This is a genomic window from Sulfuricurvum sp. (genome assembly GCF_028712165.1).
In the GTDB taxonomy this organism is placed as follows: domain Bacteria; phylum Campylobacterota; class Campylobacteria; order Campylobacterales; family Sulfurimonadaceae; genus Sulfuricurvum.
Genome location: NZ_JAQTQR010000076.1, coordinates 1 through 12,513 on the forward strand (window position 1 = coordinate 1; position 12,513 = coordinate 12,513).

The 12,513-nt window shown below is 43.5% G+C and carries 14 protein-coding genes; 11 read left to right on the plus strand and 3 right to left on the minus strand.

Going from position 1 to position 12,513, the window contains the following annotated elements; genetic code table 11:
- The first annotated feature begins 104 nt into the window (after positions 1–104).
- Positions 105–1,322 carry an apolipoprotein N-acyltransferase gene (locus PHP90_RS11830; protein ID WP_299930127.1) on the plus strand — a complete coding sequence of 406 codons (1,218 nt, stop codon included), beginning with the start codon at positions 105–107 and terminating at the stop codon, positions 1,320–1,322.
- A 43-nt stretch (positions 1,323–1,365) separates the two neighbouring features.
- Here PHP90_RS11830 and PHP90_RS11835 read toward each other — a convergent pair whose 3' ends face one another.
- The gene (locus tag PHP90_RS11835) at positions 1,366–2,823 is read right to left on the minus strand and encodes an acetyl-CoA carboxylase biotin carboxylase subunit (RefSeq protein WP_299930130.1); all 1,458 of its coding nucleotides are present in this window, start codon (positions 2,821–2,823) and stop codon (positions 1,366–1,368) included.
- A gap of 249 nt (positions 2,824–3,072) precedes the next feature.
- Here PHP90_RS11835 and cysK point away from each other — a divergent pair, with 249 nt between their 5' ends.
- The 3 genes from cysK to PHP90_RS11850 are packed head-to-tail and all read left to right on the plus strand — an operon-like array spanning position 3,073 to position 5,046.
- Positions 3,073–3,996, plus strand: a complete 924-nt coding sequence (gene cysK, locus PHP90_RS11840; protein ID WP_299930133.1) for a cysteine synthase A — start codon at positions 3,073–3,075, stop codon at positions 3,994–3,996.
- On the plus strand, positions 3,997–4,566 hold the full coding sequence (locus PHP90_RS11845; protein WP_299930136.1) for an aminotransferase class IV family protein: 570 nt from the start codon (positions 3,997–3,999) through the stop codon (positions 4,564–4,566).
- Between the two features lie 18 nt (positions 4,567–4,584).
- Entirely contained in the window at positions 4,585–5,046 is a 462-nt protein-coding gene (locus PHP90_RS11850) for a hypothetical protein (RefSeq protein ID WP_299930138.1), read from the plus strand.
- 9 nt (positions 5,047–5,055) lie between these two features.
- Here the strand turns inward: PHP90_RS11850 and PHP90_RS11855 are convergent, their stop codons facing one another.
- The gene (locus PHP90_RS11855; RefSeq protein WP_299930141.1) at positions 5,056–5,955 is read right to left on the minus strand and encodes a LysR family transcriptional regulator; all 900 of its coding nucleotides are present in this window, start codon (positions 5,953–5,955) and stop codon (positions 5,056–5,058) included.
- 140 nt (positions 5,956–6,095) lie between these two features.
- On the opposite strand from PHP90_RS11855, the gene PHP90_RS11860 reads away from it, so the two are divergent.
- From PHP90_RS11860 to PHP90_RS11890, 7 genes are read left to right on the plus strand one after another with little or no spacing between them, the layout of a single operon-like run.
- Positions 6,096–8,144: a UvrD-helicase domain-containing protein gene (locus PHP90_RS11860; protein ID WP_299930144.1), complete on the plus strand. Its 2,049-nt coding sequence runs from the start codon at positions 6,096–6,098 to the stop codon at positions 8,142–8,144.
- On the plus strand, positions 8,145–8,966 hold the full coding sequence (gene truB / locus PHP90_RS11865; protein WP_299930147.1) for a tRNA pseudouridine(55) synthase TruB: 822 nt from the start codon (positions 8,145–8,147) through the stop codon (positions 8,964–8,966).
- Positions 8,960–9,190 carry a carbon storage regulator CsrA gene (gene csrA / locus PHP90_RS11870; protein WP_299930150.1) on the plus strand — a complete coding sequence of 77 codons (231 nt, stop codon included), beginning with the start codon at positions 8,960–8,962 and terminating at the stop codon, positions 9,188–9,190. Before truB ends, csrA begins: the two co-directional genes overlap by 7 nt.
- Positions 9,187–9,951, plus strand: a complete 765-nt coding sequence (locus PHP90_RS11875; RefSeq protein WP_299930153.1) for a 4-(cytidine 5'-diphospho)-2-C-methyl-D-erythritol kinase — start codon at positions 9,187–9,189, stop codon at positions 9,949–9,951. The genes csrA and PHP90_RS11875 overlap by 4 nt, the downstream gene beginning before the upstream one ends.
- Before the next feature lie 2 nt (positions 9,952–9,953).
- Positions 9,954–10,406, plus strand: coding sequence for an SsrA-binding protein SmpB (smpB, locus tag PHP90_RS11880; protein WP_295014093.1), 453 nt, complete (start codon positions 9,954–9,956; stop codon positions 10,404–10,406).
- Between the two features lie 2 nt (positions 10,407–10,408).
- Positions 10,409–11,179: a magnesium transporter CorA family protein gene (locus PHP90_RS11885; RefSeq protein WP_299930156.1), complete on the plus strand. Its 771-nt coding sequence runs from the start codon at positions 10,409–10,411 to the stop codon at positions 11,177–11,179.
- Between the two features lie 55 nt (positions 11,180–11,234).
- On the plus strand, positions 11,235–12,125 hold the full coding sequence (locus PHP90_RS11890) for a hypothetical protein (RefSeq protein ID WP_299930159.1): 891 nt from the start codon (positions 11,235–11,237) through the stop codon (positions 12,123–12,125).
- 56 nt (positions 12,126–12,181) lie between these two features.
- Here PHP90_RS11890 and rplS read toward each other — a convergent pair.
- On the minus strand, positions 12,182–12,513 hold a 332-nt coding region (rplS, locus tag PHP90_RS11895), incomplete at its 5' end, for a 50S ribosomal protein L19 (protein ID WP_299930162.1).

Consider the following 12,513-nt stretch of genomic DNA (forward strand, 5'->3'; position numbering starts at 1 on the left):
AAGACGAAAGGGAGTATTTGAGTGAGAATTTCCATAGATATCCTTAACATGAAGAAAATTGTCGCATTATACTCAAAAGACATTAACATCGGTATAATTGCGCCATGAAAATCAGTTCTATCCATCTTCCGACCTATGTTTATCTCCCCCTTCTGATCGCTATCGGATTCTCCGCTTTTATCTATTGGGAGTATTTCGGACTCACATCACCGCTTATTAACACCGTATTTGGTTTGGGTGCGCTCTATGGTCTGCTGCATGCTCCTAAAAAAGTACTCCCCATCGCCGGATTTTGGATCGGGTTGTTCTGGTGCTACTGGATCGGCTTTAGTTTTGAGTTCTATAACCTTAGCTGGGCGATAGGGCTTGTTTCTCTCGGATTCGGTTTTGTCTACGCCCTCTATTACGGTGTGATGGGATTAACGTCCAATCCTCTGATCCGAGCCGCAATCCTTTTCGGCCTTACCTACGTGTGGCCGATGGATTTTAACTGGATGCAGCCGGAGCTTATTTTTGTCAACAGCTATCTCGGATTTTCAAAATGGCAATTTGCCCTAATCCTATTTGCACTCGCTTCGACCGCATGGTTCAGCACGTTTAAAAAGCTCTTTCCGCTGTTGTTGATCTTGTTTGCGGTTCAAACCCATTATCCGAAACCGCCGATCCCTCAGCTAAAAATCAAACTTGTCTCAACCGATATTCCTCAGGATATTAAATGGGAAGAATCACAGCAATACCGATTGAATACAGACAATCTCTACGCCATCCAAGATGCCATCCGCGAGAAATACGATTTGATCGTCCTCCCCGAAGCATCGTTTGCCCTGTTTATGAACCATCACCCGCATCTAACGGCTTACCTGCAAAAACTCTCCTATCAGATTCCGATCGTGACCGGAGCACTCTATGAAGAGAACGGCTTAAATTACAACGTCTCTTATCTGTTCCAAAACGGTCACGTCACCGTTGCCAAAAAAACCATTCTCGTACCGTTCGGCGAATACATCCCGCTTCCCTCAATTATAAAAGAGTGGGTAGACCGGGTCATTTTCGACGGCGCTTCCGATTTTGTCACCGCCGACAAACCGACCGATTTCATCATCCGCGGCGTCAAATTTCGTAATGCCATTTGTTATGAAGCGACGAGAAAAGAGCTCTATACTCCCGATGTTCGGTATATGATTGCCATGAGCAACAACGGATGGTTTACCCCTTCGATCGAACCGACATTGCAAAAGTTATTGATTGAATTCTATGCACGGCAAAACAATACGGTAGTCTTTCATTCGGCGAATAGCGGTGGAACGGGGATTGTGTATTAAAAGAAAAGAGTAAGACAATAAAAGCCCTAAAGGCTTTTATTGTTTAGTGGCGAACGTTGAGGTTGTTTTTCTTGATTGCTTCGATCACTGAAGTGATGTGTTTCATTTTAGCCTCTTCGTCATCCATGTTGTGGATCGCATCGAGGTTAAAGTGCTGCAATTTGCTATCAAGATAACCGGTATCAAGTTCCCCTTTGATGAAGTGCTCATCACGAACGATTTGACGGTGAAGAGGGATATTGGTCGGTACACCCTCGATCAAGAACTCATCCAAAGCACGACGCGCTTTACGAACCGCATCTTCCCATGTCAAAGCGGTAACGATCAATTTACCGATCATAGAGTCGTAGTTTGACGGGATTTGGTAGTTAGTATACGCCATAGAATCCAAACGTACTCCCGGACCACCCGGAGCAAGATAGTTGGTAATAAGACCCGGTGATGGGACAAATCCGAGTTTAGGATTTTCAGCATTGATGCGGAACTCAATCGCATATCCGCGGAATTTAATCTCTTCTTGCAAGAAAATCAGTTGGTCACCCTCTGCAATCGCGATCATACGTTGGATCAAATCGATTCCTGAGATCGCTTCCGTAACCGGGTGCTCAACTTGTACACGGGTATTCATCTCGATGAAGTAGATGTTATCGTCTTGGTCGACCAGATATTCGATTGTTCCGACACTCTCGTATCCGAGTTTGAACATCGCTTTGGTTGAGATACGATAAAGTTCACGGCGTGTCGCTTCGTTCAAAAGCGGAGACGGAGCAATTTCGATCACTTTTTGGTGACGGCGTTGAATTGAACAGTCACGGTCACCGAGGTGAACGACGTTGCCGTACTTGTCTGCTACGATTTGGATCTCAATGTGACGAGGGTTTTTAAGATATTTTTCGATGAATACTTCACCGCGGTTAAAGAAACGTAATGCTTCTTTGGTTGCAGATTCGTACATCTCTTTGAAATCTTCTGCTTTCTCTACGATACGCATACCGCGTCCACCGCCGCCGAATGCCGCTTTGATGATAATCGGGAACCCGATACCGCTTGCAATTTGTTCTGCATCATTAATATTATCGATCGGTTCATCCGTACCCGGAAGCATTGGAACTCCGACGGCACGCATCGCTACTTTAGACGCCATTTTATCACCGAACAATGCAATGTGTTCAGGTTTAGGTCCAATGAAAATAATACCGTTATCAATACACGCTTGAGCGAATTCGGCACTTTCAGACAAAAATCCGTATCCCGGATGGATTGCATCACAATCCGCTTTTTTAGCCAAAGAGATAATACGGTCATAATCAAGATACGCTTGAATCGGGTCACCCATGATCGGATAACATTCATCAGCTTTACGAACCCAGACACCATTGACGTCTACTTCTGAAAATACAACGACACTTTTAATTCCCAACTCTTTACAAGCCCGAATAATACGAAGTGCGATTTCACCACGGTTCGCAATCAATACTTTACTGATCTTTTTTGTTTTCACGGTTCCCTCATTTGAACACCTTTGAGACATTTGGCCTAGCCAAATCCCCAAAGACACCCGGTCTCTTGATTTAAAAGCGAAATTATAGGATAAAACTGCTCTTTATGCAAAACTTTTTCCTTCTTATATTTATTCTTTATCTCTTTCATCAAATTGGCGGATATATCTCACTATCCATACTGAATTACTAATGATTATTGGATTTTTGAAAATTTGCTATTATAATGTCTAAAAAAACAGGGATTTAATATGAAGATAGCAGCCAACATCACTGAACTCATCGGAAATACCCCCCTAGTTCAGCTTAACGCTCTCTCACAGGAGAACGGAGCTACCATTTTAGGAAAATGCGAATTTATGAATCCAACCAGCTCGGTAAAAGACCGTATCGGATTCAACATGATTAAAACGGCAATGGATGAGGGGAAAATTACTTCCGATACTCTTATCATTGAGCCCACGAGCGGAAATACCGGTATTGCGCTCGCCTCTATTTGTGCCGCATTGGGGCTGAAACTCACCCTCACTATGCCTGAATCCATGAGTATTGAACGTCGCAATCTCCTCAAAGCACTCGGAGCCAATCTGGTACTCACCCCTGCAGCACAAGGAATGAAAGGGGCGATTGATGAGGCCAATGCACTTGTCGCATCCAATCCGAATGCTATCATCCTCCAACAATTTGCCAATCCTGCCAATCCCGCGATTCATCGTGTCACAACAGCTCAAGAAATTCTCCGGGACACCGAAGGGAATATCGATATCTTTATCGCCGCTGTCGGAACCGGGGGGACACTGACGGGAACGGGAGAAGCGTTAAGAGCCGCCAATCCGAACGTCCAGATAATTGCGGTAGAGCCAAGAGACTCCGCTGTCCTCTCCGGCGGAAAACCGGGACCGCATAAAATTCAGGGGATCGGTGCAGGATTTGTACCCGAAATCCTCAATACTTCTTTATATAATGAAGTCATTACAGTCAGCAACGAAGAAGCCATCGCCGCATCGAAAGCATTGGCAAAAACCGAAGGGCTGCTTGTAGGCATCTCAGCCGGAGCCAATGTTCATGCCGCAGCATTTGTCGCAGCACGCCCTGAAAATAAAGGGAAAGTGATTGTTACGATACTCTGTGATACGGCTGAGCGTTATCTTAGTACTCCGCTATTTGAAGCATAAGTGCTATTAGAAACACTTCGCTGTGAAAACGGCGCAGTTCTTCATCTCCCATACCATCAAGCACGTTTGGATCAATCGCTAAAATGTATCCATGCTCTTCGGCAATACGATCTAAAATCCCTTATACATCCGCCGTCAGCGGGAATATATCGGTGCCGATTTCTCTACGACGAGACTGAATATAAGGTTGAGTTCCACCCGTATACACCACGCGTTACTACCTCTTTAAAACTCATTTATGATGATACGATTGACTATTCGCTCAAAGATTCAAATCGAGATGCGCTCAACGCTTTATATGAGCAGCGTGGGGAGTGTGATGACATTCTCATCGTCAAAAACGGCCTTTTAACCGATACATCCATTGCCAATGTAGCCTTATGGATAGAGGGAAAATGGTTCACTCCGCAAACACCGTTACTAGCAGGAACAACCCGTGCACGTCTACTCGATGAAGGATTCCTTACTCCGGCACTTCTACACCCTGGGGACATCGCTAGAGCCACCAAGGTTGCAATCTTCAATGCAATGGTAGACTTTCTTGAAGTCGAAAGTGGTATAATTTCCTAAAAACACAGGCCTGCAGTCATGTTATTCGATATTATAAAAAGTCCTTCATTCGCCAAATTAATGGAAACTCATGTACGGGACATGCTCATTTATCTTTTTGAAAATGACCAAAATTTCGGTATCTTGTGTAAAATCGATCATGTAACCTTTGATCCTCCCCTCCCTCAACACCTGAGTGAAGAGTTCCGGTCGATGACCCTCTTTTTTTTAGCAGGCTATACCTTTGAAAGTGCACGGATCGATAACGATATTTTAATTTTCGAAGCAGGCTTCGGTCAAGAGAATATCGGCAGTTTTGTCTCGGTACCGCTGCTCTCGGTCGTACAGATTATTATTGACGATACACCGGCCTTTGTCAATCTTGCCCTTCCTCAGGAAAAGCACCCGGTTATCAATATTGAGAAGCATGAAGGGGTTCAGAACTCTATGAGCGCGTTGCTCGCGAATCCCGAAAATCAGAAGTTTTTGAAAAAGAAGTAAGGGATGAAGTTATAACTTCAATCCCAATAAATAGGTAACTACATTATCGATAAACGCATCGTGCTTACGCTCTTTGCTATAGGCGATATAAAATTTGCGTTTTATTTTATAATTTTTGATCCGAGCTTCAAAAAGTTTCCCTTCTTCCACCTCATCACTGATAACATGACGTGAAATAACCGATACGATAGGGCGGGCTGCATCTTTCGGCGAGCGCATCAACGTCTCTTTGATCGCTGTAGAACTGGCTACGACACCGATAACACTAAAGCCAGAGCACTCAACTCCGATCTCTTCGAAAACTTCCGCTGTCAATTTACGGGTATGCGAGTTCTCATCACGGCAAATCCAGTCAAATTTATACATATCTTCTTTGCGAAGCTGTTTCGGAATCGGCTGATTTGAGAAAATAACCAATTCATCTTCTTCCCATTCACGATAAATAAGACCGTCTTTAAATACAGGAGATTCGATCAAAGCAATATCGATTTTTTTATCTAAAAGCTGGTCAATAATATCTTCGGAGAATGCCACACGAATATGGACTTCATTGTTGATTTTTTCTTTGAGCTGTCCAAGATACGAAGGTAAGACATAGTTACCGATGGCGTACGATGCTCCTACAATAAAGGTAAATTCTTTATTGATGATTTTAAGAAGTTCTTTTTCGCTTGATTGGATCGCTTTTTCAAGTTTTGTCGCGATACGATACAAATCTTCCCCTTCTTTAGTCAGCTTTATCCCGTTTTTTTTGCGTTCGACCACGCGAGTATCAAGATAATCTTCGATAAATTTGATTTGCTGTGTTACAGCAGGCTGCGAAATACCCAATTTTGCCGATGCTTTTGAAAAGCTTTTTTCACGGACTACCGTGAGAAAAGTCATAAGTTTCGCAAAGTCTTTTAACATAATAATTCCTATAAGTTGAATGAATAGCAGTATTATAACCCATCATTATAACTAAAGCAAGTATTTTCATACTATTTTAAAAAATAGAAAAATTGGGCTATAATAAATTAACTATATAACCAAGATCAAGGCGAAACGGTATGGATAAAATTTTCGAAGGGCTCAATGAAGCACAGCGCAGTGCAGTCGAACAAATCGACGGTCCGCTGCTCATTCTAGCCGGTGCCGGAAGCGGAAAAACCAAAACAATCACTACCCGTCTCGCGTATCTCCTGGATCAGGTAGGCATTCCGGCAGGAAATACCCTTACCCTTACATTTACCAATAAAGCGGCAAAAGAGATGCGGGAACGGGCGATGAACCTCATCTCTCAAAATTCCTATCCGCCGCTGCTGTGTACTTTTCATAAATTCGGTCTGCTGTTTTTAAAATTTAATATCCATTTGCTGGGACGTCTGAATAATTTCGTCGTTATCGATACCGATGATAAAAAAAAGATCATCAAAAAAATCAATGCCGACCTCCCTACTGCCCTGATCGCCAGTGAAATCTCACGATACAAAAATTCACTTATCGATCCGCAAGAAGCGTATGCCCAAGCAGAACTGACCAATTACAAACACATCGCGAAAATTTATGAAGAGTACGAAGCTTATCTGCTCACCAACAATCTCGTCGATTTTGATGATCTGCTCTGCCTCACCTATAAACTACTGGACGAACATCCCGATCTGTGCACCCAAACATCTGAAAAATACCGCTACATCATGATCGACGAATACCAAGATACGAATGAACTCCAGCTGCGATTGCTCCAAAAACTCTGCTCCACCCACAATAACCTCTGTGTTGTCGGGGATGATGACCAGAGTATTTACGGATGGCGCGGGGCACACGTGCGAAATATCCTAGAGTTCGATCAGGATTTTGCCGATGCAATGGTGGTCAAACTCGAGCACAATTACCGCTCAACCCAACCGATTCTAACCGTAGCCAATGCACTGATAGAGCATAACCGCTCCCGTTTGGGGAAAACACTGATTGCGACGAAAACCGGAGGTGAAGATGTCCAAACCATCACATCAAATGATGAGAGCGAAGAGTCTCAAAAAATTGCAAAAGCGATCAAAGGGCTGATATCCAGCGGAGTACGACCGAATGAAATCGCCGTCCTGTACCGTATCAATGCACTGAGCCGATCTCTCGAAGAGGGACTTAACCGAGCCGGAGTCGCATATAAACTCGTCGGTGGCCTGCGCTTTTACGACCGTGCCGAAATCAAGGATTTAATCAGTTTTTTGCGTGTTATCACAAACGTCCATGACAACTTTTCGCTCAAGCGGATCATCAACAAACCTAAAAGAGGCTTGGGAAAAGCCACCATCGATAAAATCGAACTCTCTTCCATTGAAGCGGGCAAGTCGATGTTTGAATTTATATCAACAATGAGTGATAGCGAGCTTGAAGGATTGGTACGGAAAAAAAGTGCCGGAGAGTTACGCGACTTTGTCGCTGAGGTTCTCGAATTACGACGAGTTGCCGAAGAGGCGATTTACCGCTTTATTGATTTGCTCGAAGAGCGTTTTAAAATCAAAGAGACCCTAAAAGGGCTGCCGGACGAAGCCGAAAAAGTTGCTAATGTCGATGAATTTTATGGATTATTCCGCGATTACGTCAAACAAAACCCCGAATCCTCACTCGCTGAATTTCTAAACGACATCACCTTGCAGAGTGAACAAGATCAGGTCGAGGGTGAGAGCATATACATTATGAGTATTCATGCTTCCAAAGGGCTGGAATTTGAACACCTCTATGTTATCGGGATGGAGGAGGGATTTTTGCCTCTCATCGGAGACGGAAGCGACCTCGAAGAAGAACGCCGTCTCGGCTATGTCGCGATTACCCGCGCAAAAAGCAATCTGACCCTCTCGAATGTCAACAGCCGTTTTTATAAAGGTCGCCGTACCGATCTGCAAAAAAGCCGTTTTATCAATGAAGCAGGATTGTGCGAAGGTTCTTTGATTTTGGAAAAAAATACCTCGTATAAAAAAGGGGATCTGGTACGCCATAAAATCTTCGGAGCCGGACGGGTCGAAGGGGTAAGCAAAGCCGGACGCGAATTTAAACTCAGTATCAATTTCGGCGGCAATAAACGCGATATCTTAGCTTCATTTGTGGAGAAACTCTAATTGAATCGCCTCTTTGTCGCTTACAAACCTACTGGAATTAGTTCCAATCAACTTTTAGGTCAACTCAAACGCCGTTATAAAGTGAAAAAAGCAGGCTATTCCGGTACTTTGGATCCGTTTGCTAAAGGAGTTTTGATTATTGCTTTCGGCAACCACGGTCGCCTCTTTCGGTTTTTGAACAAAACCCCCAAGCGCTACCGTGCTACCCTTTGGCTGGGTGCCTATTCCCCGACACTGGATATCGAGAAGATCGAAACGATCAATCCAACCGAAACGGTAAGTGAAGCACAGATTCAAGAGATATTTCACTCCCTTATCGGCGAGCTTACCTATCTGCCTCCCAAATACAGTGCCAAACGGATCGAAGGGCGAAGAGCCTATGAATTTGCCCGTGAAGGCAAAGAGGTGGATTTGAGAGAAATCACCTCTACCATCTATGATCTTTCCCTTGTTCATTACTGTCATCCTTTTATCACCTTTGAAGCAACCGTATCGGAGGGGAGCTATATCCGCTCACTCGGAGAGATTATCGCAAACCGACTGGGATGTGACGGAGCGCTCACTGCACTGGAGCGGCTAAACGAAGGGCAATTTGTGTATGAAAACGAAACGCCTCTCGATGTTAAAACTTCTCTTGGAATTACCAAAAACCGCTATAATGGCACTACTCAAACGATTTTATTAGGACAGCCTCTAATCCGGGAAGATTTCGATCTCCAAGAAAATGGGACCTACTGGATCGACAACGGCGATACCATCTCGATTTTTGAGATAAGCGACGAAGGTGTCCGTTATATACTCAATAAGGTTGAAGCATGCTGATTCTCTCCCGCAGACCCGAAGAATCGATCATTATCGCCGATACAATCACCGTCAAAGTGGTCTCCATTGAAAAAGGGGTCGTTAAACTGGGAATCGATGCCCCGCACAATATTCGGGTCTTGCGAAGTGAACTGGTTCGTGCCGTCGAAGACGCAAACAAAGAGGCCTCTTCAGGACACGATGAATCGCTCCTCCAGCAACTGGTTCAAAAACTCAAATTATGATCCGTTACCGCGCCTACGCCAAAGTCAATATTTTTCTCAAAATCACCGGGACAAGAGGAAATTATCATACCCTCAGCTCCCGATTTATGCAGGTCAAAACCCTCTTTGATACATTGTGGTTTGAACCAAAATCGACTCCCGAATTTGAGATTCGGGGCGATTTTGATTGTGAAGTCCACTCCAATACCATCTATAAAGCGTATAAATATCTCCAAAGTGCTACCCATTCAGACAATCTTTCGTCTTTTTTCGAGAATCATGCCGTATGCGTCGAAAAAAAGATCCCCTCATTTGCGGGGTTAGGCGGCGGAAGTTCCGATGCCGCTACCTTTTTACGGATGTGTAATGAGGAACTGGAATTAGGACTAAGTGTCGAAAAACTCGCCGAGATCGGCTCCAACGTCGGCGCAGACGTCCCCTTTTTCGTTTACGGATATGAGAGTGCCAATGTCAGCGGTATCGGTGAAATCGTAGAGCGTTTCAATGAACCGTTGATCGATTTTGAGGTTACAACGCCTGAGCTTCAAATCAGTACCCCTGCGGTGTATCGCTATTACCGAGAGCATCTGTTCGCACCTATAAGTGAAGAAGAATCGGCACGACTGGAAGCAACATCATCACGTGAGATATTAGCTTCCGTTAACTCCAAGGAAGCGAATGATCTCTATAATGCGGCATTAGGATGTTATCCTGAACTTGCCGAAAAAGAGGGATGGTTTTTCTCCGGCAGCGGAAGCAGTTTTTTTAGAATCAAGGAATAAAAATGGGTGAAAACATAGCCACCAATAAAAAAGCTTTTTTTGACTACTACATCGAAGAAAAATTCGAAGCGGGACTCGTACTCAAAGGGAGTGAAGTCAAAGCCCTCCGTGCGGCACGTGTTAATCTAAAAGACGGCTTTATCAAAATCGTTCGCGGAGAAGCATTTGTCTTCGGTGTTCATATCGGTGTACTCGATACTACCCATCACTTTTATTCCCACGAAGAGCGTGGAAGCCGCAAACTTCTGTTGCATAAAAAACAGATCGATAAAATGTTCAAAGCCGTCGAAAAAGAAGGATTTACCCTTGTTCCGCTCAGTATCTACTTCAACGACAAAAACCTCGCCAAAATGCAAGTTGCCATCGTAAAAGGTAAAAAGCTGTACGACAAACGCGATGACCTCAAAGAAAAAAGCCTCAAACGGGATATGGAACGCGCCCTTAAAGGGGAATAGTCATGATAGACATTCATGAGCTCCATCTCAAAGATCTCCAAAATCCCCTTCATCCCTCTGCATTTGAAGAATATAACGATTATCGTATCTTAATTCTCCGACTCCCTGAACAACTTGGGAAAAAAACAAAAATACATTCATACGGCTTTATTCTCTCCGAGAAAAATGTATTTTATTATGACAAGACACAAGAAGCTTTCACCCAGTTCCCGGATGGGATCAATGCGTTATACCTCTTTTTAGACAAGAAGGTCAATGTCTTGATGGATGATATTGAAACCGTTCAGGAAAAGATTGCATCAATCGAATCAAGCCTATATAAAAAACTCACTTCCGCATTTATGGATCATTGGCACGATCTCAAAAAAGAGCTTTCTCGTTCCGAGCGGGTTATTCGCAAAACAGTCGATGTTTTGAAATTATTCATAGCTAAATCGAATGCTACAGAAGCACTCCCGATCAATGAGTTTAATGACTTGTATGAGCATTTAGAACGAACGCTGCGTTCCAACGTTGCAGCCAATGATCAACTCGACAACCTCTATCGATATTACAGTCTCCGCTCTACCGACCGGATGAACCGCAGTATCTATATTCTGACCATCATATCCGTTATTTTTCTCCCTCTTAATCTCGTTGTAGGATTTTTCGGTATGAATACAGGGGGACTGCCTTTTCAACATGCGATGGGGACGATGGATGCATTTATATCTATGATCGTATTTGCAACATTGCTAACGGTTGGTGTCTTATGGAAAATCAATCGTGAATGATCTTCACAATTCTTTCACAGCAATTCACTATAACTTCAAAGCAAAGGAGTCTATTATGCGCCATACACCCTTACTTTTCATCCCATTGTTTTTTGCCGGTTGCGCCCAATATGCGACCGTCACCTCATTAAAACCCTCCGAATCACCTAAAACAGCTCATATCAAAACACTAAGTGTTGGAACATTTGAGCAAGACACGCTGGGTCTTTCACAAAAAGTCCAAGCATCATTGAGTAATCTGCACTCTTATTTTAGTATCGTTTCTCCACGCAATAATCCAGAAGCACTTGTCCGTGGAGCCATTACTTCCAAAAGTGTCGACCTAACCCCCTATAATGTAGAAAGAAGCGAATGTATCGATCGTGAGTGCCATAAACGGCGTACTTATCGGTTAACCTGTATCACAAAATCATCTTCTCTCAATGCAACGGTACAAATAGTCGATTCCAGATCCCATGAGATCCTATTCGCATCCAACGAGTATACCTCTATGGAACAAAATCACTGTCCTGATGATTCTTATACAATCACCTCGGATGAAGATCATTTTGCACTGCTCTCCAATCAGATAGCCCAAAATTTTGCCAATCGGCTCATCCCTTCTTCCATAACCTACAAAATAGAGCTCATCGATAAAAGTGATATAGCCCTCACAACACTGCAAAAAGAGCAATTTGAAACCGCACTTAGCGAAATCGAAAACAACCGTCCCGATAAAGCGCTTTATGGGCTGCAAGAACTTTCAAATTCGATCAAAAGTTATGTCTTAGAGTATGATTTAGGGGTTGTGTATGAAATGATGGGAAGATTGGAAGAAGCACGTATACACTATCACAATGCCGATATAATGATTGTTCAGCCTAATCCGCTGATCAATAATGCATTGAGCCGAATTGAACAAAGCATCTATGACAGAAATGTCGTAGCATCACAGATTAAACAGTAATAATAAAAGGATTAATTGAAAAAGAAAAGTGCCGCTCAAAAGAGCGACAAGGGGAATTATTTGCGGCGAATTTCTTTGATACGTGCAGCTTTACCAGCAAGGTCACGAAGATAGAACAATTTCGCACGACGTACACGACCACGGCGAAGAACTTCGATTTTTTCTAGGCTGTCGCTGTAGATTGGGAATACACGCTCGATACCGATACCGTTAGCACCGATTTTACGTACAGTAATAGTACGACCAGTACCTTCTCCACGGATAGAGATACAGATACCTTCATAATTTTGAACGCGTGATTTGTCACCTTCTTTAATGGTTACTGCCAAACGAAGAGTGTCACCCGCGCGGAACTCAGGAACGTTTTTGCTAGCGATTTGTGCTTGCT

Coding starts and splice junctions, on each gene's coding strand:
- csrA (WP_299930150.1), top strand. CDS start 8,960: ATGCTGATTCTCTCCCGCAGACCCGAAGAATCGATCATTATCGCCGAT.
- PHP90_RS11890 (WP_299930159.1), top strand. CDS start 11,235: ATGCGCCATACACCCTTACTTTTCATCCCATTGTTTTTTGCCGGTTGC.
- PHP90_RS11830 (WP_299930127.1), top strand. CDS start 105: ATGAAAATCAGTTCTATCCATCTTCCGACCTATGTTTATCTCCCCCTT.
- PHP90_RS11860 (WP_299930144.1), top strand. CDS start 6,096: ATGGATAAAATTTTCGAAGGGCTCAATGAAGCACAGCGCAGTGCAGTC.
- PHP90_RS11850 (WP_299930138.1), top strand. CDS start 4,585: ATGTTATTCGATATTATAAAAAGTCCTTCATTCGCCAAATTAATGGAA.
- smpB (WP_295014093.1), top strand. CDS start 9,954: ATGGGTGAAAACATAGCCACCAATAAAAAAGCTTTTTTTGACTACTAC.
- PHP90_RS11885 (WP_299930156.1), top strand. CDS start 10,409: ATGATAGACATTCATGAGCTCCATCTCAAAGATCTCCAAAATCCCCTT.
- PHP90_RS11855 (WP_299930141.1), bottom strand. CDS start 5,955: ATGTTAAAAGACTTTGCGAAACTTATGACTTTTCTCACGGTAGTCCGT.
- PHP90_RS11875 (WP_299930153.1), top strand. CDS start 9,187: ATGATCCGTTACCGCGCCTACGCCAAAGTCAATATTTTTCTCAAAATC.
- cysK (WP_299930133.1), top strand. CDS start 3,073: ATGAAGATAGCAGCCAACATCACTGAACTCATCGGAAATACCCCCCTA.